We start from the raw sequence: 21,225 nt of genomic DNA, 5'->3' as shown, positions 1-21,225 counted from the left end.
GCGCATGTCTTTGCGTAAGATAAGCTTCGAAGCGTCGAAAAAATCCTATAATCTGTCGAAATACGCGGGGCCTATGCGAGGGGCGCTGGTTGAAGACGTTCATATTCATCATCGCTCTCATGCTCATGGCAGGGGCAGCGTTCGTCCCCGCTCCCGCGCGCGCGGATGTGTGCGAATTGCCCGACGACTACCGCACGGAAGTCCTGCCCGGCCCCGAAGATGGCCCGACAGTCGTCGAGATGGGCATTCTTGTCGCCGACATCACCGGGATCGACGATGTCGGACAGTCGATCGAAGGCGATTTCATCATCCGCAAGCAGTGGCAGGATCCCCGCCTCGAAGGGGTTGCCGGTTGCAGGCTGCATCGCTCGCAAGTCTGGTTTCCGGTCACCGATGTTCTGAACTCCAACCTTTTGCGCCGGTCCCGGGGAGAATTCGCGGCAGATCAGGTGCGCATCGGCGAGGGCGGCGTCGTCGTCTATCTGCAGCGCTTTTTCGGCACGGTCGCCACGTATCACCAGCTCCAGCAGTTCCCGTTCGACATGCACGACATGACGCTGCGCCTTGCTGCATTCGGCTATCCGAAGGACAAGGTGCAGCTCACGCTGGACATGCGCTTCACCTCGCTCGCGAAGCTGCTCAACATCCCGGACTGGGAGATAACGGGCATCGATGCGGAGGTGGTGGAAGAGCCCATTCCCGAGCTTCTGGCCGAATATTCCATGGTGAAGCTCTATATTCATGCAAAGCGCAACACCAGCTACTACATCTGGAAGGTGCTGTTTCCGCTGGCGTTGATCGTCATCATGTCCTTCCTGGTCTTCTGGATAAATCCCGAAAGGTTCGGGCCGCAGATCGGGCTTTCGGCCACGTCGATGCTGACGCTCATCGCCTTCCAGTTCGCGCTGACGACGACGCTGCCCAAGGTCGGCTACCTCACCTTGATGGACAAGCTCATCCTCGGTTCCACGGTGCTCGTCTTCGGTTCGCTCATCATGGCGACGATCACGGCCGCGCTGGTCGTAAAGGGCCAGTCGGAAAAGGCGCTGAAGATCGATCAGGCCTGCCGCTGGCTTTTTCCGCTTGCCCTCGTCGGCATCTGGGCGGCCGTCCTCAGCCGGCTTTGAGCCCGCTCACCGGAAGGCGACGGCCTCGCGGATAAGCGCCGTCAGCTCGCCGACCTGCGGGTCGGCCTTGCCTCCCGCCCCGTGCATCGCAAGTTCAATCCTGCCAAGTTCCGGCAGCCCCGCTTCGCGCGCATCGATGACGGAGAGCTGCGGCGGCTTTCCCTCCAGCGTCCTTACTGTCACCCCGAGCCCGGCCGAGACCGCCGCCCACAGGCCGGAAAGGCTGGGGCTTGCGAAGACGTGCCGCCAGGCGATCTTTTCGCGCTCGAGTGCCGCGATCGCCGCCCGCCGGAACATGCATGGCTCGTCGAAGGCGACCAGCGGAAAGGGTTCGGCCTTGTCGTAAGCATAGCTTTCCGGCCCGATCCAGACGACCTGCCGTTCCTGCAGCACTTCTGCCCGCTCGTTGCCGAGCCTGCCCCACGTCAGCGCAAGGTCGAGCGTGCCGGCATGGACGGCTTCCACGAGATGCGCCCCCCGGTCCACCCTTGCCTCCACGCGGGTTTTCGGGTGCGCGCGCTGAAACCTCGCCAGAAGGTCGGGCAGCCATGTCTCGGCGAAATCCTGCGGAATGCCGATCCTCACCCATCCTTCCAGCGCCGATAGCCCGCGCAGCGCGGTGCGCGCCTCGTCGTTCAGGTCGAGGATCCGCCTCGCATAGCCGATCAGGATTTCGCCTGCCTCGGTCAGCGCAAGGCCGCGGCCTTTCTTCGTGAACAGCGTCTGCCCCACCTGGTCCTCAAGCTTGCGAAGCTGCAGGCTGACGGCGGAGGGCGAACGGCCGACCCGCTCCGCCGCCCTGGCGAAGCTGCCAAGCTCGACCCCGGAGACGAAGGTCCGCAGCACATCCATGTCGAGATTCACGGGCGGCCCAACCATTCGGTTTTTCCAAACTATTGATTTTAAATTACGCGATTTTCAAAACGATCATGCGAAAGCAATATGCCTCTCGTCAAGCGACAAATCTCAAGCAGCAAACCGGGAGATCGCCCCATGCCCTTCGTTCACATCCGCGTCGCCGGCCCCAGGCTCGCGCCCGAGCAGGTCGAAAAGCTCCAGCGGGAAGCGACCGCGCTTATGGCCGGCATCATGCGCAAGAAGGAGGAGCTGACCTCCGTTCTGGTCGAGCAGGCGGAAATCTCCGGCTGGGCCATAGGCGGTGCCGCCGTCCCCGTCGCCGCGCATCTGGACGTGAAGGTCACGGAAGGCACGAACACGGAGGAAGAGATGGCCCGCTTTGTCAGGGCGGCGAACGACCTTCTGAAAAGCGTGCTCGGCTCACAGCTTCCCGTCGCGACCTATGTGGTCGTCCACGAAATCCCCTCCACCGCATGGGGGTATGATGGTCTTACACAAGAAGCGCGGAAGGTAGCGGCCGCCGGAGGTTAGGCGAAAAAGAGACCAATCTGGGGGTTATTGACTCACATCAGCGCCGCTACTGATTTCTCCCTGCGCGCCATTTCCTAGCCTATCGACGCCAGTAGGGATGCTATTGATCCGAAACAGCGTACTTAAATGCGGAGACTTCTTTGCTTTGGGGAAATGGCCATTGAATAGACGGTCGACTGTTCCATCTTGGAACATACTGTAAAGCGCAATAGTAAAACGTTCGGGAAAATCAGGTTTAGATTTTGAGGAGAGGACGAAGGCATAGGGCTCATAGGTGCCTTCAGCCGTGGGTGTAAGGTCGACTTTGCAGTCTACATCAATTCGCTCGTCTTGCGTGGCAATGGCGGCTTTGACGATTTCCACATCGCCAAAGTAGCGTGCGAATTCGCCATCACAAAATCTCTTAGCCGCTTCCTCATGGGTTTTTGAGGCCTTTGTGCAAATTTTCGTATCTTCTTGTGCTTTTGTACTCGCGAACGCGGTGATTGCTTCTCCAATGGTTGTTCCGTCGACATAACCCCAAATCTGAAAGTGTTTGACTTTCCTTCGCGTTTCTTTTGTTGGGCGTCGGAGCACGAATGCGAAGCGGTCTTCAAGCCATTCGAGAAGGCTTCGCTGTTCGTTGTCAGTTTCCTTCGGTGAGAGGGTCTTATTGTTTTGCGTTGCCTCGGACGGCAATTTCCATTCTTTCAGGTCAGTATCGTTTTTCGCAGCCTTTAACCAATTAAAAATACTATCACAATCTGGTGGATCGGGAGCATCTTCAGGAAGATCGCCCGATGCCTTCGAGAATTTGGCGCTGCGATCGTGTTGGACGTAGGAACCGTTTGCGACGAAGACAATCGGTGAGAACTCAAAATATGGCGCATTGCCTCCTTTGGAGAAGTTTTTCATACGTTGGAGGGTAATTGTCGTTGGGTCGCAGAATAAGTCGAATCCTTCTGTTCCATTGTTAAGTAAGTTCGAGCGGTTTTCGGTTTTTACTTCTTGTATACGAAACTGAAAATCAGCGCGCTGCACCGCCTCGGTACAGATGTCCCAGAAAAATCCGAGAAATTCGCCGGTTTCGCCGTCTTTCCAAATGAAAGGCTTCGCATCGACGCGTGCTGCTACTTTGACCTCGGCAGCGTGCGCAGTACTGGAGTATGCGAATGAATGCATTAACGCTGTAATGAACACAGATATGTGTAGTAGCTTGTGCATAAATTAAGTCCTAGCAATCGAATTGCTTTCCACTCCCTTCGCGGAGCGCTGGTTAAACAACACCTCGGCGATGCAAAAAATGACAATGAAACCGATGATGCCTGAGTAGAGTGCGGCGTAGATGATTAAACCGCGGTCAATTTCGTCAAGGCTCTGGCGGGGGGTCAGAGCGTTTAGCGCTGAAGACCAAGCTGTTACGTATCTGGTGATTGCACCGCAGAGCGCTAAAGTCGCTGCTGCGCTGACTGCCCAGGCCAGGCTTCTGAGATAGGTCGGCCGGGCCGATCGGTTTCGTGGAAGGGCTGACTGGGTATCGAGCAATATTACTACAATTAGAGCAAGAATTGCGCCCCGGAGTGAGGACGGAGCATTATATTCGAATACTGGTCGCAGAGCTGACCAAATGCTTTGTTGTTTATCTACCCATCTCGCCTTGTCAACTACCTCTGGCCAGAATGCCAGTCCGACGATGAACAGGGTGGCAATGGCCCAAGAGATGAAGACGACAAACAAGGCCTGTGGCAGGCGAACCGTCCAATGTGCTGCCCACATATTGCGCCAATGGTGTGACTGTATGCCGCCGTCGCGTATAGCGAGCGCCACGATCATCGGTACGCAATACGCGTTGAACGCCGTAAAAACGTAGCGCAGCGCCCGAGAGTAAGGATCTCCCGGGTTATTACGCTGTAGTGCGGTTTCAAATTGCCCAGGAAACACGCTCCAAAGCAGTGTGACAAGGAGGATCACACCGAGTGCCCAAAACCAAGTGATCATTGCGCGGGGCCGTAGATGCGTGTGGTCCGTAGGGCTGTCGAGAAGGTTTTCCAAGAATTTTTCCAATATCTCTTTTGCTCGAGCTTGTTGACGTACCGAGCTATCGCGCAGGTCCTTGGGTGTCTTCACCGAGTGTTGGTCCGTTGTCTCATTTTTTGTGATTATCTCGTGATCAACGTAGATTGCTAGGAGTATACAAAGGTCATCTGTAAGATTTTCTACATCGTTTGCGAGGCGATCCCAATTTGCGTTCTTAAATTCATTTGATTTAGATTTACCTGAGATTTGTGATTGATTTGAATTTTTCTTTTTTCTTGTGCGCGTTAGGTCTATATGAAAGCCTGATAGTTCGTCCAATTCTAATATCAGCACGTCCTTACGCCTGCGTAACTCGGCTTCAAGTCTCTCAAATTGCTCGCGTTCGCGCTCATGCAGGTCGCCAAGTTTAAGTTTGCGATCCAGAATCCAGGTTGAGACTGCGAAGATCAACTCCAAGTCGTCGCGAAATTCGTCCGATGCAGCAACTTGGTCTTTTGCAGATGACAAATAGTGTGCCATCCGCTCCCAATCGCCGCGTGGTATCAGAAGAGTGTCTTCGGGAATGGGATTCTCCGCAGCGGCGGTAATTGAAAGAGTATTGAGACGTAGATCCTCTCCCGCGCGGATTACCCAAGTTGGAATTCCTGCCAGACGGTGCGCTGCACTTCGCATCCAGTCTTCAAATCGTTGCAGGATTGGGAAGGTTGGTGCCAATCCAACCATAATCAGAGCAATGGTGAGCGAAACGGATGCGTCGATGCCAATATCAATGATATTGTTAGTGTTTGCCTGCTCCACGGTGTTCGAAAGCGGTTGCATCCATGGCATGGCGCTACCATTCCTGCTTGGTACGAACCCAGTGGTGGCGTTCGCTGGGGGGGCGGTCGGGACGGCTGGAAGCTGATCTGCTCCAAGTGTATCCGATGTAAGATTTGGCCCGCCAAGCAACGGAAGGAGTTCTGCATAGACGCAGAGAAATGAATAGATAAGCAAGAGCGCTATTGCATAAAATCCATAAGCATTCAGGACGACCCGCCGGGCACGTAATTGGTCGGGAGATAGCAGATCGACCAGCCGCCGAAGTTGCCGGCCTCCCTCGTAGGTGGCTCGATTGAAGCGTTCATATGAGAAAAACACGATTATGACTGCTCCGAAGAGCAGGGCGACAAGGTCGTGCATTATTATTGGTTAAATCGTTGGACGGTGCCTTATCGGCAATCCGTGCTCGCTGGATTGCAGGCCGTCTGTCCCGGAGCTGTCGCCGGAATTGCGCTCAGGATGGCCAATGCAAGAAGTAACGTTTTCATAGTAGCACCTCGCCACTTTAAACAATCTGAAATTGTTACAATAAAATTGGATGAAATGCAACCCATGACGGTTTATTGAAAATAGTACTCGTGATTGTCGTCAAAGAAAAAGCAATGATTTCAACAAAAACGAACTTTAGGGCATAATAGGGCGCGATAATTCGCATCAGCCCCTCAAAACCCCGTCAATCTCGTTATCGCCGTTCCGATCACCAAGCTGATCAGGAAATCCAGCATGACGATACCGATGGCGAGGCCGACTGTCGCATCAAGCGCGATGCGCGCCACCATGTAGCGGTAGCGGATGACGATGAGCATGGCGACGAAGCTCAAAAGCAGCATCGCGGACGCCGAGATGATGCCTACCGCATATAAAAGGGCCGGAACCGTATAGGGGATGACGGCGATCAGCGTCGTCCAGTTGCGCGCGACGATGAAGGGCACATAGGCCTGCCCCAGGTTCAGCGGCCTTGCCAGAAAGGCCAGCAGCACGGGCAGGATCACCCAGTCGAGGCCGAAGCCGATGGATTGCGAGACGAGGTAGATCGCGTCGTTGAACTCGGCATGCGGAAATTCCGGATTGGCGAGGATCAGCTTGCGCTCCGCGACAATGGCGATGAGAAACGGCGGCACCAGCAGCACGATGACAAGGAACGAGCGCCAGAAGCCCGACAGGCTGAGGTCGAAGCCCTGCATGCTTTCCGCCCGGCCCATGAACAGGCCCCAGGAAGCGGAAAGCGACCGCCTTATTTCATCGCCCTGCAGCATCCGCGCGTCGCTTCCCTTTCCCTTGTATCGGTCTCACTTCACCGGAAAATAGCTGTCGAGGAACCTTCGGTAGATTTTCGCAAGCCGGTCGAGATCTGCAACCGCAACCCGCTCGTCCACCTGGTGCATGGTCTTGCCCACAAGGCCGAATTCCACCACCGGACAGTAGGTCTTGATGAAACGCGCGTCCGACGTTCCGCCGCCGGTCGAAAGTTCCGGCTTCCTGCCGGTTTCCTCATGGATTGCCGATGAAAGCGTCGAAATCAACGCGTCGTCGCGGGTCAGGAAGCTGTCGCTGCCGTCGCGCGTGAAAGCGATCTTCCAGTCGAGCCCGTCGGGTGCCGCGTCCCGCAAGGCCTCATCCACCCGCGCTTTCAGCGTTTCGAGCGACCATTGGTCGTTGAAGCGGATGTTGAAGCGCGCGAATGCGCTTGCAGGGATTACGTTGCTCGCCGGATTGCCCACATCGACGGTGGTGACCTCAAGGTTCGAGGGCTGGAACCGCTCGTTCCCGTCATCCAGATGCAGCGCGTTGAGCGCGGAAAGCAGCGTAACGAGGCCCGGTATCGGATTTTTCGCAAGATGCGGATAGGCAACGTGGCCTTGCGTGCCCGTGACCGTGATTTCGCCGGTCAGCGAGCCGCGCCGGCCGACCTTGATCGCGTCTCCGAGCTTGTCCGGGTTCGTCGGCTCGCCGACGATACAGGCATCGAACGTGTGCCCCTCAGCCTTCGCCCATTCCAGCAGCTTCACGGTGCCGTTCACCGCCGGGCCTTCCTCGTCGCCGCTGATGAGAAACGAGATCGTGCCGCCGAAGTCCGCCCCTCTTTGGCTCACGAACTCCAGCGCCGCTGCCGCGAAAGCCGCGACGCCGCCCTTCATGTCCGCAGCCCCCCGGCCGATCATCTCGCCATCCCGGATTTCGCCGGAAAATGGCGGGGCGGACCATTTCGCCTCGTCTCCCGGCGGCACGACATCCGTATGGCCTGCGAAAACGAAATGGGGGCTGCCTGAACCGATGGTCGCGAAAAGGTTTTCGACGTCCGGCGTGCCTTCATCCGAAAAGACGGGACGGGAGACGGAAAAGCCCGCCGCTCCCAGCGTCTTTTCCAGGAAATCCAGCGCGCCGCCTTCCGCCGGCGTTACGGAAGGGCAACGGATCAACTCGCGGCAAAGCCGTGCGGCGTTGGAAAGCGTTTCGGACATCGGCGGGTGAAAGCCTCGGCTTGCTGCGGGTCGGTTACGTCTTGCCGGGCCTTTGCCAGCGCGAATTCGGGTAGGGGCCGTAGCGGTTCGGCCCATCCTGGCTGGGCATGAGCCCGAGCGCGATTACGAACAGCAGTTCGATGACAGGGATAAAGATGAGGATTGCGAGCAATCCGGTCAGGCCGCGATCCTGCAGTCGCTTGATGACGAGCGCCAGCATCACCCATTGCGCCACGAAAAGCAGAATGGGAATCAGAGGGTTGGAGTCCATGAAGTCGGCGAGCCGGATTTCTTCGAGCCCGCCCGAAAAGTCGATCGAGCGCATCCAGATGCTTAATGGAATGCCCATCAGCGTCCAGATCAGGGCGAGGCCCAGCCAGTAGGGCTCGCGCGAGACGCGGCCGATCGGATTGAACAAAAGCCAGAGCACGCTCAGGCGGCCGGTATACGGTTGTGGTTGCGACATGGCCGGTCTTTATCACTCGCAGCGGTCGGGGGTAAAGCGCTCTCAGCCGAAGTAGGTGCGCCGCGAACGCCGATCAAGCGCCTTTGCGGGCGGGCTTTTCGGATGCGGCCAGTTTTCGCGGGATAACGCGGGCGAGCCAGTCCAGCACGATTCTCACCGTCGCGCGGGCCTTCAGGTCTTCATGCACGACAAGCCAGAGCGGGCGCGTCGCCGAAACCGCCCGGTCGGCCGCGGCAAGTTCGGGGTGGGCGTCGAGCGCCGCCAGGGGCAGCATGGCCGCGCCCAGTCCCGCGCTTGCGGCCTCCGCTATGCCGCCCAGCGAACTTATCCTCGCGATGGGCTCGCCGGTATAGACTTCTCGGATTTTCCGGATTTCGGGAAGGTCGTCGAGATCCCGCTCATAGGCGATGAAGTGTTCGGGTCTCGTCCCGCGCCGGCTCGCGAGCGTGAATTCGATCTCGCCGATTTGGCGCGCGGTGAGTTTTCCCCTTTCGGGGCGGGCGAGGCGGATCGCGATGTCCGCTTCCCTCAAGGCAAGGCTCGCCGTCTCGTTGGAGGGGACAAGCTCCAGCGTGATGTCCGGATGACGGGCCGCGAACTCCGGCAGGAGAGGGGCGATCAGCGTGTCGATCACGAAAGAGACGCTGCCGACGCGCACCAATCCACGAAGGCTTCCTGTCTCACCTTTTCCGCCCATCAGGGAATTTTCCATCGCCGTCGCGGAATTGACCACGACGCTCCCTTGCGGGGTGGGTATCAGGCGGCGGTTGCGGCGCGTGAACAGCGTCGCGCTGGCGCGCTCCTCCGCTGCCGCGAGGCGCCGCGAAACGGTGGTTTCATTGACGTTCAGCGCCTTTGCGGCTCCGGAAAGGGTGCCTTTCCGCGCGATCAGCAGCACCAGATTATAGTCGTCCCAAGTCAACATGCCTGCATAATTGCAGGGTTGTTCCGCAATATCGAGAGTTCCATTGGCAATTTCGCAGGTTTAATATCGGGACAGGATCTGGAAATTCGCAGAATCGGAAGGTTAACATCATGATATCAAATGAGAATTTGCAGCCGCACACTCTTCTTGAAATGGCGGGCAAGGGTACCTGGCTTCGCCCTGATACCGGCGTGGCGGTTCTCATCATCGATGCGCAGGGTGAATATCTCGACGGTGGGCTTCCGCTCCCCGGCATCGAGAATTCACTAAAGGAAATCAAATCGTTACGGGATTTCGCAGCTTCTCAAAACTGGCCGGTGATCCACATTCGTCATATCGGCCAGCCGGGCGGTCTCTTCGATGTCGCGGGCAGGGGCGGCGCCTTTCTGGACGTTGCGAAACCTCGCGAGGGCGAGGCGGTGATAGACAAGCGCCTGCCGAATTCCTTCGCCGGCACGGAACTGGATAAGGTATTGAAAGAAAAGGAGATTACAACGTTGATCGTCGCCGGCTTCATGACGCATATGTGCGTTTCGGCGACCGCCCGCTCCGCTCTCGATCACGGATATTCCTCAGCCGTAATCGCCAGTGCCTGCGCGACACGGCCGCTGCCGGTTCATGACGGCGGCGCCATTTCGGCAGAAGATCTTCACCGTGCTGCACTTGCTGGCCTGGGAGACCGCTTCGCCCACATCCTCCCGAGTGTCTCAAGTCTCTGATTTAAAACAAAAAAGGCCGCACCGATTGGCGCGGCCCTTGAATTCGAAATCGGGATATCAATCCCGCAGCAGGTCGTTGATCGATGTCTTGCTGCGGGTCTTTTCGTCCACCCGCTTGACTATCACGGCGCAATAGAGGTTCGGCCCCGGCGTGCCGTCCGGCAGCGGCTTGCCCGGCAGCGAGCCTGACACGACGACGGAATAGGGCGGTACTTCGCCCATGAAGACCTCGCCCGTCGTCCGGTCGACGATCTTCGTCGAGGCGCCGATGAAAACGCCCATGGATATGACCGAACCTTCGCCGACCTTCACGCCTTCCACGATTTCCGAACGCGCGCCGATGAAGCAATTGTCCTCGATGATAACCGGGCCCGCCTGAAGCGGCTCCAGAACGCCGCCGATGCCGACGCCGCCGGAAAGATGCACGTTCTTGCCGATTTGCGCGCAGGAACCGACCGTCACCCATGTGTCGACCATCGTTCCCTCATCGACATAGGCGCCGAGGTTCACGAAGGAGGGCATCAGGATGGCGTTCTTGCCGATGAAGGCCGAGCGGCGGACGATGCTGCCCGGAACGGCGCGAAAGCCCGCGTTCTCGAATTCCGAAGCGCTCCAGCTGTCGAACTTCGAGGGCACCTTGTCCCACCAGACCGCTTGCCCCGGTCCGCCCTTGATGACTTCCATCGCATTCAGCCGGAAGGACAGCAGAACGGCCTTCTTGGCCCATTGGTTCACGACCCATTCGCCGTCCTTCTTTTCCGCCACGCGCACGCGACCGCGGTCGAGAAGATCGAGCGTCGTCTCGACGGACTTGCGGATATCGCCGGTCGTCTTCGTGTTGACGGCATCACGGTTCTCGAAAGCGTCGTCGATTACGGCCTCGAGCTTGGCAAGGTCGACTTGGTTGGTCATGAGCAGGCGTTCCCGTCAATGTGGCGGTTGAAATTGTGCGGACCTAAGCCGGACCGGCGAAATGTGTCAACCGGACAATACGGGATTGCGCGGCGGCGGGCATAAATTCATGGCAATTGGCCAAAAACCGCTCTCCGGTAGTTGCAGAAGCGTGGACGGAGCGGCTATCGAGAAGTTCTTTCCCGCCGCCTCGAACAACTCATTTCCAAAGCAGGCCCGCCACATGGATCTCTGGATCCCGATAACGATCGCCGCAGCCTTCTGCCAGAATCTCAGGTCCGCGCTGCAAAAGCACCTCAAGGGCAAGCTCGGCACCACCGGGGCGACCTTCATCCGCTTCGGTTACGGCTTTCCCTTCGCGCTGATCTACCTGGCTGGCCTCAATCTTGTCGCTGGATATGGGCTTCCCTCGCCGAATGTTGAGTTTTTCGTTGCCGGCGCGGTCGGAGGCATTTGCCAGATCATTGCGACGTTTCTTCTCGTTTATCTCTTTTCCTTTCGCAATTTCGCGGTGGGAACGGCTTATTCGAAGACCGAGCCGGTGCAGGCGGCGATCTTCGGGCTGTTGATCCTGGGTGAAACCGTAACGCCCGCCGGCGTGCTGGCGATCCTCATCGGGGTTGCGGGCGTTATCCTGATTTCCGTTGCGCAATCGCCATTGACCGCAAGAAACGTGATTTCATCGATGGCGGGAAAGCCGGCGCTCATCGGCCTGGCTTCGGCGGCATTCTTTGGTATTTCCGCAGTAAGCTACAGGGGTGCGTCGCTCTCGCTCGGCGGGCCGAATTTCCTGATGCAGGCCGCCTTTACGCTTGCCTACGTCACGGTTTTCCAGACGATCGTCATGGCGGCCTGGATGCGCTGGCGCGAGCCGGAGCAACTGGTGGCAAGCGGCGTGAACTGGCGGGCTGCCGTGTTCGTCGGGCTCGTCGGCGTGCTCGGTTCCGCCGGCTGGGTCACGGCGATGACCTTGCAGAAAGTTGCTTACGTGCGTTCGCTCGGCCAGATCGAGCTTGTCTTCACCTTCCTGTCGTCCTGGCTCGTTTTCCGCGAGCGGATCGTTTTTCAGGAAATTGTCGGCTGCGTGCTGATCGTGCTCGCAATCCTGATCATCATGCTTGTGGCCTGAACGGCTTGGAGGCTAGCCGCGCTTGCCGGGTGTGGGTGCTATTGCGCCCAGTATCGCCTGCAGAAAGCCCGTCAAGTGGTCGGTGACGAAATCGACATGCGGGGCGTCGTCACCTTCCATCTCCCATGCCTCGCGGAAAACCTCGCGCGTGCCCTGCGGCACGACAAGCACGGTACGCATACCCAGCCGGTGCGGCACCGCCAGATTGCGCGAAAGGTCTTCGAACATGGCGGAGCGTGCCGCTGAAACGCCGGTCTTCTTCAGGAAAAGGTCGTAGGTTTCCTTGTTCGGCTTGGGCAGCAGGCCGGCCGCGACGATGTCGAAAATGTCTTCGAAGTGCTCGGTGACACCGAGGCTCGCCGCAGTGCGCTCCGCATGCGGGCGGTCGCCGTTCGTGAATATGAACTTCCGCCCAGGCAGTGCGGCAATCGCCCTGCCGAGGTCCGGATTCGGGATGACCGGAGAATAGTCGATATCGTGGACGTAGTTCAGGAACTCGTCCGCGTCGATGTCGTGCTCCTCCATCAGGCCGCGCAGCGTCGTGCCGTAGTCCCGGTAAAGCTCTTTTTGCTTGTTGCGTGCGTCTTCCTTGGCGATGCCGAGCAGCCTGGAGACATATGTCGAAATGCGCTCGTCGATCTGTGAAAAAAGGTCGACATGCGCCGGATAAAGCGTGTTGTCCAGGTCGAAGATCCAGGCTTCGACGCCCATGAACGTGCGCAGATCGGAAAGATGCGCGTGCCGGCCTTCGGCGGCGATGGGGGCGGTGTCGTCGTTCACGGGCGGATCAGCGTTCCCGCGCCATGTTCGGTGAAAAGTTCGAGAAGCACCGCATGGGCAACCTTGCCGTTCAGGATCACGACGCCTTCCACGCCGAGCGACAGCGCCTCGATACAGGTTTCCACCTTGGGGATCATTCCGCCGGAGATCGTGCCGTCCTCGATAAGGGCTTCGGCCTGCGAAATCGTCAGTTCCTTGATCAGCTTGCCGTTCTTGTCCAGCACACCCGGCACATCGGTCAGGAAGAGCAGGCGCTTGGCGTTGAGCGCGCCGGCGATGGCGCCGGCAAAGGTATCGGCGTTGATATTGTAGGTCTCGCCATCCCGCCCCGGCGCCACGGGCGCGACGACCGGGATAAGCTCCTCTTTCATGACAAGCTTCAGCACCGTCGGATTGATCTCCGCCGGTTCGCCCACGAAGCCGAGGTCGAGGATCTGCTCGATCGCGGAGTTGGGATCGCGTACGCGCCGGTGCAGCTTTTCTGCGGTCACCAGGTTGCCGTCCTTGCCGCAAAGGCCGACGGCACGTCCGCCTTCGGTATTGATCAGATTGACGATTTCCTTGTTGATAGAGCCTGCGAGGACCATCTCGACGACTTCGACGGTGGCCTTGTCGGTCACGCGCAAACCGCCTTTGAACTCGCTCTCGATGCCGAGGCGCTTGAGCATGGAGCCGATCTGCGGGCCGCCGCCGTGCACGACGACGGGCATGACGCCCGACTGGCGCAGCAGCGTGATGTCGCGCGCGAAAGCCTGGCCCAGTTCCGGGTCGCCCATGGCGTGCCCGCCGTATTTCACGACGACGACCTGATCGTCATAACGCAGCATGTAGGGCAGCGCCTGCGAAATCACGTGAGCGGAATTGTGCGGATCGTTCGTGGGCATGGCTACTCTGGTTACAGGCCCGTGGCCGAAATTGAGAATAACAGGATCAGATGCTTTGCCGGAAGACGCAAGCGTGGGAGACACCAGACTTTCGCTCTATAGCCGGTTTGGGCGGCGCGCTCAATCAGCCGCCGAGAATCGCGACGAGGCGGGAGACCTCCGCCTTGAGTTCGGCAATGCCCCAGCCTTTTTCCGACGAGGTTGCCAGAATGACCGGATGGGCCGCGGGCCTGCGGGCGATTTTCTTCGCGGTTTCTTCCTTGAGCTTCGCAACCGCGGGCGGCTTGATCTTGTCTGCCTTGGTCAGCACGATCTGGTAGTTCACCGCCGCCTTGTCGAGCGTGGTCATCGCTTCCTCGTCATTCTTCTTGATGCCGTGGCGGGCATCGATGAGAAGAAATACGCGGGCCAGGCTTGGCCGCCCCTTGAGGTAGGCGAAGACGAGATCCGTCCACGCATCGACCATGCCTTTCGGCGCTTCGGCATAGCCGTAGCCCGGCATATCGGTAATGGCGATCGTGGCTTCCGGCGGGGCGAAGAAGTTGAGCATCTGCGTGCGCCCGGGCGTGTTGGACGTGCGCGCAAGCCCCTTTCGCCCGGTGAGAGCGTTGATCAGGCTCGATTTGCCGACGTTCGAGCGCCCCGCGAAGGCAATCTCGATCGGCCCGGTCGGCGGCAATTGGCCGATCTCGGCGGTGCTGGTGACGAAGTCCCATGGCTTGGCGAAGAGCAGCCGGCCCGCTTCGATATCGGCATCTGAGTATTCTAGTTCGTCGTCCATGGTTCGCCTTTTATCGGCCTATGGCGTATGCGTCGAGCGCCATCCGGTGTTTGCCTTCACTCATGTGCCGCGTGCTTAAGCCTATCGAGATCGGCACCGCGAATGGCGTCGAGATGTTTCGTGATTCTTTCGGCCGGCCAGTTCCACCAGGCGATTTCGACCAGCTTTTCGGTAATCTCAGGCGGATAACGGAAACGGACGACGCGCGCCGGATTTCCCGCGACCACGGCATAGGCCGGCACATCGCCCGCGACGACGCTGCAGGCGCCGACGATCGCGCCATCGCCAATCGAAACACCCGGCAGGATCGTTGCGTCGCGACCGATCCAGACGTCGTTGCCCACATGCGTGTCGCCGCGATAACCATCCGCATATGTCGCCGGATCGAAACCTTCGGCCCAATCTTCGCTGAAGATGTTGAACGGATAGGTCGAAAAACCGGAAGTCACGTGATTGGCGCCATTCATGATGAACCGGCAGCCTGTCGCGAGCGCGCAGAAACGTCCGATGACGAGGCGGTCTCCGACGAAGTCGAAATGGTAGAGGACGTTGCGGTTCTCGAAATCCGCCGCATGGTCCGGGTCGTGATAGTAGGTGTAGTCGCCGACAACGATCGTCGGCTTCGTTATGACGGTTTTCAGAAAGACGGTATGGGATTCGCCTTTGAGCGGGTGGCGATTATCCGGATCGGGACCGGGCATGGGACCTCACGCGAGCCTTTGATTGTGAAACGCTGGTTGCGGCGCTTAAATCCAGCTGCTGTTCACGAGGGAATTGTCCCTCAGGCTCAGTGGATCATCGTCCCGTTTCTCCCGTTTTGTTATCCGGAGGCGACCGCATGAGCCGCCTCCGGATTATTCGATGCGGTCAGCTCTTGTCTTCCACCGGAGCCTTCTTCTTGAAGGTCGATCTCAGATTGTCCCAAAGCTCCACCTTCACGCCCTGCCTGCGCATGATCACGTACTGCTGGGCGATAGAGAGCGAGTTGTTCCACGCCCAGTAGATCACGAGCCCCGCCGGGAAGGACGCCAGCATGAAGGTGAAGATCACCGGCATCCAGGTGAAGATCATCTGCTGGGTGGGGTCGGTCGGCGCCGGGTTCATCTTCATCTGGACGAACATCGTGACGCCCATGATGAGCGGCCAGACGCCGAGCATAAGGAACTGCGGCGGATCCCAGGGGATTGCGCCAAAAAGGTTGAACACGGTTGTCGGATCGGGTGCCGACAGATCCTGAATCCAGCCGAAGAACGGTGCATGGCGCATTTCGATCGTGACGAAGAGCACCTTGTAGAGCGAGAAGAAGACCGGGATCTGGATCACGATCGGCAGGCAGCCGGCCAGCGGGTTGATCTTCTCTTTCTTGTAAAGCTCCATCAGCGCTTGCTGCTGTTTCTGCTTGTCGTCCTTGAACTTGTCCCGGATCTCGTTCATCTGCGGCTGCACGAGCTTCATCTTGCTCATGGAGACGTAGGACTTGTTGGCAAGCGGGAAGAAGATGAGCTTCACCAGAACCGTGACGAGCAGGATGGCGACGCCGAAGTTCCCGACCAGCTTGAAGAGCCAGTCGATGACGAAGAACATCGGCTTCGTCAGGAAATAGAACCAGCCCCAGTCGATCAGCAGGTTGAACTGCTTGACGCCGACGCTTTCCTCATAGGCGTCGAGGAGGGTCTTCTCCTTGGCGCCGGCAAACAGGCTCGACGATGTTTCACCGCTGGTACCGGGAGCGATTTCGACCGCGTCGCCCAGGTAGTCCGTCTGGAAGTTGTCCGCTCCCTGGACATAGGAAAAGCGCGGCTGGAACGATGAACCCGGTGTCGGGATGAGCGTCACCGCCCAATATTTGTCGGTGATGCCGAGCCAGCCCTGATCGACCCTGTCGGGGCGGATGTCGCCATCTTCCTGCAGGTCCTTGTAATCGACCTCGCGCAGGCCTTCCTCGCCAAAAACGCCGATGAGGCCTTCGTGAAGGATATAAAATCCGGTGGTGTGCGGGGTGCCATGACGGGAGATAAGGCCGTAAGGGTAAAGCGTTACCGGGTTCTGCGTGCCGTTTTCGACCGACTGGGCGACGGAAAACATATAGTTCTCGTCAATCGCGATCGTGCGCTTGAAGACGAGGCCTTCACCGTTGTCCCAGGTAAGCGTGACTGGCGAAGAGGGCGAAAGCTCCGCACCGTCAGGCGCGCTCCAGACCGTGTCGGGCCCGGGCAGCGTTACTTCCGTGCCCTGATCGGCGACCCAGCCGTAGTCGGCGTAATAGGGACGGGGCGACCCTTTGGGCGAAAAGAGAACGATCGTCGGGCTCTCCGGATCCACCGTCTCGTGATAATCCTTGAGGCGGAGATCGTCGATTCGCCCGCCCGTCAAGTTGATGGAGCCGGAAACGCGCGGGGTATCGATGGTCACGCGGGAATTCGCCGCAAGCGCGGTGTCGCGATTGGCGGCCGGTACGGCTTCACCGCCCGCGCTGGGCGCCGTGGCCTGGCCGTCGCTCGTGGCGGGAGCCGGGGCCTGGGCGCCGGCCGGGGTCTGCGCGGCCTGCTCTTCCGTCTGCTGCTGGGCGACCTGACGCTCGCGCTCGATGCGCGGCTGAGCGACGAAATATTGCCATCCCAAAAGGACGATCAACGACAACACGATTGCGAGGATGGTGTTCCGGTTTTCAGCCATCGGTCTCGTTCATCCTTTCGAACGGCGCTGAATCTAATGAATGGAATTTTGCTTGCCGGCGGACTTCGGCCTTCTGCGGCCTCCGGAGCGTTGCGGGTCGGCGCGTGTGCGCGGATTTTTCAGGGCCGCGGACAGCTCCTCGACGATACTCCTGAAATCCGCATCGAGAGCGCCGTGACGCCCGATAAGCACATAGTCGATACCCGGGCGCGCGCAATGGGCCGCTTCGCGAACGGCTGCCCTGAGGCGCCGCTTGACCCGGTTGCGCACCACCGCGTTGCCCACCTTTTTCGTAACGGTGTAGCCAACGCGCGCGACCCCGGCCTCCAGGCCCTGTGGGGCATCCCGCTCGATCGCCTGTAGCACAAAAGCGCGCCGAGCAAGCCTGCCGCCCTTGGCAACGGCAAGAAACTCGGAGCGCTTTTTCAAGACCGGCAGCGCGGCGTTCGCGGGTTCGCCGTTCACGAGCTACCCCTCCGCGCGATGTAGTTGAACGCGACCGCGTCAGGCCGAGAGCTTCTTGCGGCCCTTGGCGCGGCGGCGTGCCAGCACCTGACGGCCATTCTTGGTCGCCATGCGCGCGCGAAAACCGTGGCGGCGCTTCCGCACGAGACGGCTCGGCTGATATGTACGCTTCATTGTTCTTACCTCACGCCCAAGGCGCGGCCCTTATTGCGAAATTGTTCTGCTTGGAAAGCGTCCGTGCACCGGTGGCGCCTGGCTCCGATTGAAAGCCCGCCGGACGGCATGTCCCGATCGTGCGCGCTTATACGGGTGGCGGAACGCGAAGTCAATGCGCTGCGGGCGGAGGAAGGCTCTCAAGGAATTTTCACGGACACTTGAGCGCTGCGCAATCCTCAATCAATTCAGGGTGAAGCGCCGGATTTTCGTTCCGTCATTTCCTAAATTGCCCGCATATCAAGGCCTCTTTTCCAAAGGGGCCAGACCCTAGGCATCCGGAGCCGAAACATGAACGGACCGCCCGCAAGCTACAAGTTTCGCGCGGAAAAGGTGGAACTATCGCGGCGCGGCTTCGTCGCGGGCGTTGCGGCGGCAGGACTTGCCTTCGCGGCGCCCGCACGCGTCCTTGCGGATAGCGGGGATCGCGTTTGGACCTCGCTTTTGCGGCAATATGTCGTCTCTTCGCGCGACGGGATCAACCGCGTGCGCTACGCCGCCTTCAAACGCGAGAGCTACGGCGAACTGGCCGCATACCTGATGGAGTTGCAGCGGGTAAAGGTTTCCTCGCTCGGACGCGCGGATCAATTCGCCTTCTGGGTCAATCTCTACAATGCGGAAACCGTGCGTGTGGTGCTCGAGCATTATCCGGTCCGCACGATCCGCGACATAGATCTCGGTGGCGGATTGTTCGCCAACGGACCGTGGAAAAAGAAACTCCTTACCGTTGAAGGGCGGGAACTTTCGCTCGACGACATCGAGCATGAAATCCTGCGCAAGGACTTCGGCGACAAGCGTGTGCACTATGCGGTGAATTGCGCATCGCTCGGCTGTCCCAACCTGCAGCTCGAAGCGTTCACCGGCGCAAGGCTCGATGCGATGCTGGATGCCGGCGCCGCCGACTATATCAATCACCCACGCGGCGTAAACGTGGTGGACGGGCGGGTCACGGCCTCAAAGATCTACAATTGGTTTTCGGAGGATTTTGGCGGCAATTCCGACCTGATCGGCCATTGGCGCGACTATGCCCGCCCCGAATTGGCCGGCAAGCTCGATGAGGCGCGGCGTATTTCCGACTATGTTTACGATTGGGGCCTTAATGATGCAGCTTGAACGCGGCCGCGCATCCGGGCCCCGTGCGGAGGACCAAATGAACGATCCGTCCGGCCCGTCATCGCGGGAGGGCATCTGGCCGAAGTTCAGGCGATGGGCGCCGATCTGCGTGATCGCCCTGCTGATGGCCGTGGGTTTCCAACAAGGTTGGCACGAGCATCTGACACTTTCCAGCCTCATACGCGAACGCGCACGGCTGCTTGGAATGGTGGAAGGCAACCTGGTGGCCGCGATGCTCACATATATTGCCGTCTATATCGCCTCGGTCGCGCTATCTTTTCCCGGTGCGTCGTTCCTGACGATCCTTGGCGGCTTCCTGTTCGGGTGGCTTGCCGCCGGCACGCTTACGGCGATCGCGGCAACCGTCGGCGCGTGCCTCATCTTCGTCGCGGCGCGCAGTTCGCTGGGGCATGCGCTCAAGGACAAGGCGGGCCCTTTCGTCAACCGCCTTGCCGACGGATTTCGCGAGGATGCATTCCATTATCTCCTGTTCCTGCGCCTTACGCCGATATTTCCATTCTGGCTCGTGAATATCGCGCCGGCGCTTTTTCGCGTCCCATTGTCGACCTATATCGTCGCGACGTTCTTCGGCATCCTGCCGGGTACATATGCCTATTCCTTCGTGGGCGCCGGGCTCGATAGCGTGATCGAAGCGCAGGAAGCCGCAAATCCAGGATGTGCCGAAGCGGGAACCTGCCGGATCGATTTGTCCGCGCTCGTTACGAAGGAACTCGTATTGGCGTTTGCCGCGCTGGGCGTCGTCTCGCTCATCCCGGTTATCCTCAAGAAATGGCGAGCCGCCAAACGGGCCCACAAAGATTAGAACCAGGAGGTTCGACGCCCCGGGCGGCGTGCGATTCCTGGCGAGTTCATACCGAAGGGAGACTGAATGGCACGGGTTCTGACACCCGATATCTGCGTGATCGGAGCAGGATCGGGCGGGCTGACCGTTGCAGCCGCGGCCGCGGCCTTCGGCGTGGATGTCGTTCTCATCGAAAAGGGAAAGATGGGAGGCGACTGCCTGAACTACGGCTGCGTTCCCTCAAAGGCTTTGATTTCTGCCGCTCGGCGGGCACAGATCGCCCGAACGGGCTCGGAACTCGGGATAAATGCGGATGGCGTGAACGTTGATTTCGCCCAGGTCCACGATCACGTCCAATCCGTTATTGCGGCGATCGCTCCGCATGATTCTGTCGAACGGTTCGAGGGGCTGGGCGTTACCGTCATCCAGGAAGCCGGAAAGTTCGTTTCAAAAGACGAAGTGCAAGCCGGAGAGACGACCATCAGGGCTCGCCGCTTCGTGATCGCGGCAGGATCCCGCCCCGCCATCCCGCCGATATCCGGGCTTGACGAAGTTCCCTATCTCACGAACGAAACGATCTTTGATCTGACGGTTTGCCCGGAACATCTGATCGTGATCGGCGCGGGCCCGATCGGCCTGGAACTTGCGCAAGCGCATCGCCGCCTTGGTGCGAAAGTCACCGTGGTGGAGGCGGAACGCGCGCTTCCTCGCGAAGATCCCGAGGCCACGGCCCTGGTTATCGAAAGCCTGCGCGGTGAGGGCGTTGAGCTTCTTGAGAAAACCGCCGTCAGACAGCTTTCGGGAACGGACGGCGAAGTCCGCGTCGTTGTCGAGGCAGGTGACGGCGAGCGTGAAATAGCAGGCTCGCATGTGCTGGTGGCTACCGGCCGCAAGCCGAACACCGATACGCTCGACCTTGAAAAAGCAGGCATCGCTTACGAGCATAGCGGAATCACGGTCGACAAAGGGCTGCGGACCACGAATCGCAAGGTGTTCGCGATTGGCGACATCGCAGGTGGCCTTCAGTTCACCCATGTTGCCGGATACCAGGCCGGCCTCGTCATTCGCTCGATCCTGTTTCGTCTGCCCGTCACCTATGATCGTGACATCATTCCATGGGTTACCTATACCGATCCCGAGATCGCGCATATCGGCCTCGGGGAAGCGGAAGCGCGCAGCCGTTTCGGCAACAAGGTGAAGGTGCTCGAGGCGAAATACGCCCAGAACGACCGTGCACAGGCCGCCGGCGCGACGGAAGGATTCGTGAAACTGGTTGTCGGAGCGCGAGGCAGGCTTCTGGGCGCGGATGTCGTCGGCGCCTCGGCCGGAGAGATCATGAACCTCATGTCGCTTGCCGTGGGGCGCAAGCTGAGCGTCGGCCAGCTCGCGGGCATGATTTCGCCTTACCCGTCACTCAGCGAGGTCGTGAAGCGGGCCGCGATATCCTATTATTCGCAAGCGCCTAGCAACCCCTGGATTCGGCGCGTCATAGGCTTTCTTGCCAAGTTCGGTTAGACTGGCCCTGCCTGGGACGGGCATTTGAACAC

22 protein-coding genes are annotated in these 21,225 nt (G+C 59.3%); 7 read left to right on the top strand and 15 right to left on the bottom strand.

Annotated features, from left to right (window positions below; genetic code table 11):
• The first annotated feature begins 89 nt into the window (after positions 1-89).
• Positions 90-1,127: a ligand-gated ion channel gene (locus tag GR183_RS15900; RefSeq protein ID WP_160776629.1), complete on the top strand. Its 1,038-nt coding sequence runs from the start codon at positions 90-92 to the stop codon at positions 1,125-1,127.
• Between the two features lie 6 nt (positions 1,128-1,133).
• Here GR183_RS15900 and GR183_RS15895 read toward each other — a convergent pair whose 3' ends face one another.
• Positions 1,134-2,006, bottom strand: a complete 873-nt coding sequence (locus GR183_RS15895) for a LysR substrate-binding domain-containing protein (RefSeq protein WP_202396128.1) — start codon at positions 2,004-2,006, stop codon at positions 1,134-1,136.
• Positions 2,007-2,120: 114 nt separating this feature from the next.
• Between GR183_RS15895 and GR183_RS15890 the strand changes: the two genes are divergently transcribed.
• The gene (locus tag GR183_RS15890; RefSeq protein ID WP_160776628.1) at positions 2,121-2,516 is read left to right on the top strand and encodes a tautomerase family protein; all 396 of its coding nucleotides are present in this window, start codon (positions 2,121-2,123) and stop codon (positions 2,514-2,516) included.
• Positions 2,517-2,540: 24 nt separating this feature from the next.
• Here the strand turns inward: GR183_RS15890 and GR183_RS15885 are convergent, their stop codons facing one another.
• The 6 genes from GR183_RS15885 to GR183_RS15865 form a co-directional block, all read right to left on the bottom strand.
• Positions 2,541-3,719 (bottom strand): substrate-binding periplasmic protein, encoded by a 1,179-nt coding sequence (locus GR183_RS15885; protein WP_160776627.1) that lies wholly within the window; start codon positions 3,717-3,719, stop codon positions 2,541-2,543.
• A 3-nt stretch (positions 3,720-3,722) separates the two neighbouring features.
• Entirely contained in the window at positions 3,723-5,711 is a 1,989-nt protein-coding gene (locus tag GR183_RS21695; protein WP_202396127.1) for a hypothetical protein, read from the bottom strand.
• 302 nt (positions 5,712-6,013) lie between these two features.
• Positions 6,014-6,607, bottom strand: coding sequence for a hypothetical protein (locus GR183_RS15880; protein WP_208999874.1), 594 nt, complete (start codon positions 6,605-6,607; stop codon positions 6,014-6,016).
• 33 nt (positions 6,608-6,640) lie between these two features.
• Positions 6,641-7,813, bottom strand: coding sequence for a succinyl-diaminopimelate desuccinylase (gene dapE, locus GR183_RS15875; RefSeq protein ID WP_160776626.1), 1,173 nt, complete (start codon positions 7,811-7,813; stop codon positions 6,641-6,643).
• A gap of 34 nt (positions 7,814-7,847) precedes the next feature.
• Positions 7,848-8,279, bottom strand: coding sequence for a DUF805 domain-containing protein (locus GR183_RS15870; protein ID WP_160776625.1), 432 nt, complete (start codon positions 8,277-8,279; stop codon positions 7,848-7,850).
• Between the two features lie 73 nt (positions 8,280-8,352).
• Positions 8,353-9,204 carry a LysR family transcriptional regulator gene (locus tag GR183_RS15865; protein ID WP_160776624.1) on the bottom strand — a complete coding sequence of 284 codons (852 nt, stop codon included), beginning with the start codon at positions 9,202-9,204 and terminating at the stop codon, positions 8,353-8,355.
• A gap of 110 nt (positions 9,205-9,314) precedes the next feature.
• Here GR183_RS15865 and GR183_RS15860 point away from each other — a divergent pair, with 110 nt between their 5' ends.
• The gene (locus tag GR183_RS15860; protein WP_160776623.1) at positions 9,315-9,923 is read left to right on the top strand and encodes a cysteine hydrolase family protein; all 609 of its coding nucleotides are present in this window, start codon (positions 9,315-9,317) and stop codon (positions 9,921-9,923) included.
• Positions 9,924-9,980: 57 nt separating this feature from the next.
• Here GR183_RS15860 and dapD read toward each other — a convergent pair whose 3' ends face one another.
• Positions 9,981-10,835 carry a 2,3,4,5-tetrahydropyridine-2,6-dicarboxylate N-succinyltransferase gene (gene dapD / locus GR183_RS15855; protein WP_160776622.1) on the bottom strand — a complete coding sequence of 285 codons (855 nt, stop codon included), beginning with the start codon at positions 10,833-10,835 and terminating at the stop codon, positions 9,981-9,983.
• 223 nt (positions 10,836-11,058) lie between these two features.
• Here dapD and GR183_RS15850 point away from each other — a divergent pair, with 223 nt between their 5' ends.
• Positions 11,059-11,964, top strand: a complete 906-nt coding sequence (locus GR183_RS15850) for a DMT family transporter (RefSeq protein WP_160776621.1) — start codon at positions 11,059-11,061, stop codon at positions 11,962-11,964.
• A gap of 12 nt (positions 11,965-11,976) precedes the next feature.
• Here the strand turns inward: GR183_RS15850 and GR183_RS15845 are convergent, their stop codons facing one another.
• The 7 genes from GR183_RS15845 to rpmH form a co-directional block, all read right to left on the bottom strand.
• The gene (locus tag GR183_RS15845) at positions 11,977-12,675 is read right to left on the bottom strand and encodes a pyrimidine 5'-nucleotidase (RefSeq protein WP_160776756.1); all 699 of its coding nucleotides are present in this window, start codon (positions 12,673-12,675) and stop codon (positions 11,977-11,979) included.
• Positions 12,676-12,740: 65 nt separating this feature from the next.
• Positions 12,741-13,628 (bottom strand): acetylglutamate kinase, encoded by an 888-nt coding sequence (gene argB / locus GR183_RS15840; RefSeq protein WP_208999873.1) that lies wholly within the window; start codon positions 13,626-13,628, stop codon positions 12,741-12,743.
• A gap of 124 nt (positions 13,629-13,752) precedes the next feature.
• Complete coding sequence (gene yihA / locus GR183_RS15835; protein ID WP_160776620.1) at positions 13,753-14,409, bottom strand: ribosome biogenesis GTP-binding protein YihA/YsxC; 657 nt, start codon at positions 14,407-14,409, stop codon at positions 13,753-13,755.
• Positions 14,410-14,465: 56 nt separating this feature from the next.
• On the bottom strand, positions 14,466-15,110 hold the full coding sequence (locus GR183_RS15830; protein ID WP_160776619.1) for a CatB-related O-acetyltransferase: 645 nt from the start codon (positions 15,108-15,110) through the stop codon (positions 14,466-14,468).
• Between the two features lie 166 nt (positions 15,111-15,276).
• On the bottom strand, positions 15,277-17,085 hold the full coding sequence (gene yidC, locus GR183_RS15825; protein WP_160776618.1) for a membrane protein insertase YidC: 1,809 nt from the start codon (positions 17,083-17,085) through the stop codon (positions 15,277-15,279).
• A 33-nt stretch (positions 17,086-17,118) separates the two neighbouring features.
• Positions 17,119-17,550 (bottom strand): ribonuclease P protein component, encoded by a 432-nt coding sequence (rnpA, locus tag GR183_RS15820; protein ID WP_312846841.1) that lies wholly within the window; start codon positions 17,548-17,550, stop codon positions 17,119-17,121.
• Positions 17,551-17,589: 39 nt separating this feature from the next.
• Positions 17,590-17,724 carry a 50S ribosomal protein L34 gene (rpmH, locus tag GR183_RS15815; RefSeq protein WP_160776617.1) on the bottom strand — a complete coding sequence of 45 codons (135 nt, stop codon included), beginning with the start codon at positions 17,722-17,724 and terminating at the stop codon, positions 17,590-17,592.
• A gap of 330 nt (positions 17,725-18,054) precedes the next feature.
• Here rpmH and GR183_RS15810 point away from each other — a divergent pair, with 330 nt between their 5' ends.
• From GR183_RS15810 to GR183_RS15800, 3 genes are all read left to right on the top strand, one after another.
• A complete protein-coding gene (locus GR183_RS15810; RefSeq protein WP_160776616.1) occupies positions 18,055-18,876 on the top strand; it encodes a DUF547 domain-containing protein in 822 nt (273 codons plus the stop codon).
• A gap of 37 nt (positions 18,877-18,913) precedes the next feature.
• A complete protein-coding gene (locus GR183_RS15805) occupies positions 18,914-19,699 on the top strand; it encodes a TVP38/TMEM64 family protein (protein ID WP_160776615.1) in 786 nt (261 codons plus the stop codon).
• Between the two features lie 66 nt (positions 19,700-19,765).
• Positions 19,766-21,193, top strand: coding sequence for a dihydrolipoyl dehydrogenase family protein (locus tag GR183_RS15800; RefSeq protein WP_160776614.1), 1,428 nt, complete (start codon positions 19,766-19,768; stop codon positions 21,191-21,193).
• Positions 21,194-21,225 lie beyond the last annotated feature (32 nt).

This window comes from Stappia sediminis, assembly GCF_009826895.1.
GTDB lineage: Bacteria > Pseudomonadota > Alphaproteobacteria > Rhizobiales > Stappiaceae > Hongsoonwoonella > Hongsoonwoonella sediminis.
This window is presented reverse-complemented; position numbering and strand designations above follow the sequence as displayed.

Bases quoted from the DNA above. Each gene is read 5' to 3' on its own strand.
- GR183_RS15890 (WP_160776628.1), top strand. From the start codon at position 2,121: ATGCCCTTCGTTCACATCCGCGTCGCCGGCCCCAGGCTCGCGCCCGAG.
- dapD (WP_160776622.1), bottom strand. From the start codon at position 10,835: ATGACCAACCAAGTCGACCTTGCCAAGCTCGAGGCCGTAATCGACGAC.
- GR183_RS15870 (WP_160776625.1), bottom strand. From the start codon at position 8,279: ATGTCGCAACCACAACCGTATACCGGCCGCCTGAGCGTGCTCTGGCTT.
- GR183_RS15850 (WP_160776621.1), top strand. From the start codon at position 11,059: ATGGATCTCTGGATCCCGATAACGATCGCCGCAGCCTTCTGCCAGAAT.
- argB (WP_208999873.1), bottom strand. From the start codon at position 13,628: ATGCCCACGAACGATCCGCACAATTCCGCTCACGTGATTTCGCAGGCG.
- GR183_RS15885 (WP_160776627.1), bottom strand. From the start codon at position 3,719: ATGCACAAGCTACTACACATATCTGTGTTCATTACAGCGTTAATGCAT.
- GR183_RS15810 (WP_160776616.1), top strand. From the start codon at position 18,055: ATGAACGGACCGCCCGCAAGCTACAAGTTTCGCGCGGAAAAGGTGGAA.
- yidC (WP_160776618.1), bottom strand. From the start codon at position 17,085: ATGGCTGAAAACCGGAACACCATCCTCGCAATCGTGTTGTCGTTGATC.
- yihA (WP_160776620.1), bottom strand. From the start codon at position 14,409: ATGGACGACGAACTAGAATACTCAGATGCCGATATCGAAGCGGGCCGG.
- dapE (WP_160776626.1), bottom strand. From the start codon at position 7,813: ATGTCCGAAACGCTTTCCAACGCCGCACGGCTTTGCCGCGAGTTGATC.
- GR183_RS15800 (WP_160776614.1), top strand. From the start codon at position 19,766: ATGGCACGGGTTCTGACACCCGATATCTGCGTGATCGGAGCAGGATCG.
- GR183_RS15880 (WP_208999874.1), bottom strand. From the start codon at position 6,607: ATGCTGCAGGGCGATGAAATAAGGCGGTCGCTTTCCGCTTCCTGGGGC.
- GR183_RS15895 (WP_202396128.1), bottom strand. From the start codon at position 2,006: ATGGTTGGGCCGCCCGTGAATCTCGACATGGATGTGCTGCGGACCTTC.
- GR183_RS15830 (WP_160776619.1), bottom strand. From the start codon at position 15,110: ATGCCCGGTCCCGATCCGGATAATCGCCACCCGCTCAAAGGCGAATCC.
- GR183_RS15865 (WP_160776624.1), bottom strand. From the start codon at position 9,204: ATGTTGACTTGGGACGACTATAATCTGGTGCTGCTGATCGCGCGGAAA.
- GR183_RS15805 (WP_160776615.1), top strand. From the start codon at position 18,914: ATGAACGATCCGTCCGGCCCGTCATCGCGGGAGGGCATCTGGCCGAAG.
- rpmH (WP_160776617.1), bottom strand. From the start codon at position 17,724: ATGAAGCGTACATATCAGCCGAGCCGTCTCGTGCGGAAGCGCCGCCAC.
- GR183_RS15845 (WP_160776756.1), bottom strand. From the start codon at position 12,675: ATGGGCGTCGAAGCCTGGATCTTCGACCTGGACAACACGCTTTATCCG.
- GR183_RS21695 (WP_202396127.1), bottom strand. From the start codon at position 5,711: ATGCACGACCTTGTCGCCCTGCTCTTCGGAGCAGTCATAATCGTGTTT.
- GR183_RS15860 (WP_160776623.1), top strand. From the start codon at position 9,315: ATGATATCAAATGAGAATTTGCAGCCGCACACTCTTCTTGAAATGGCG.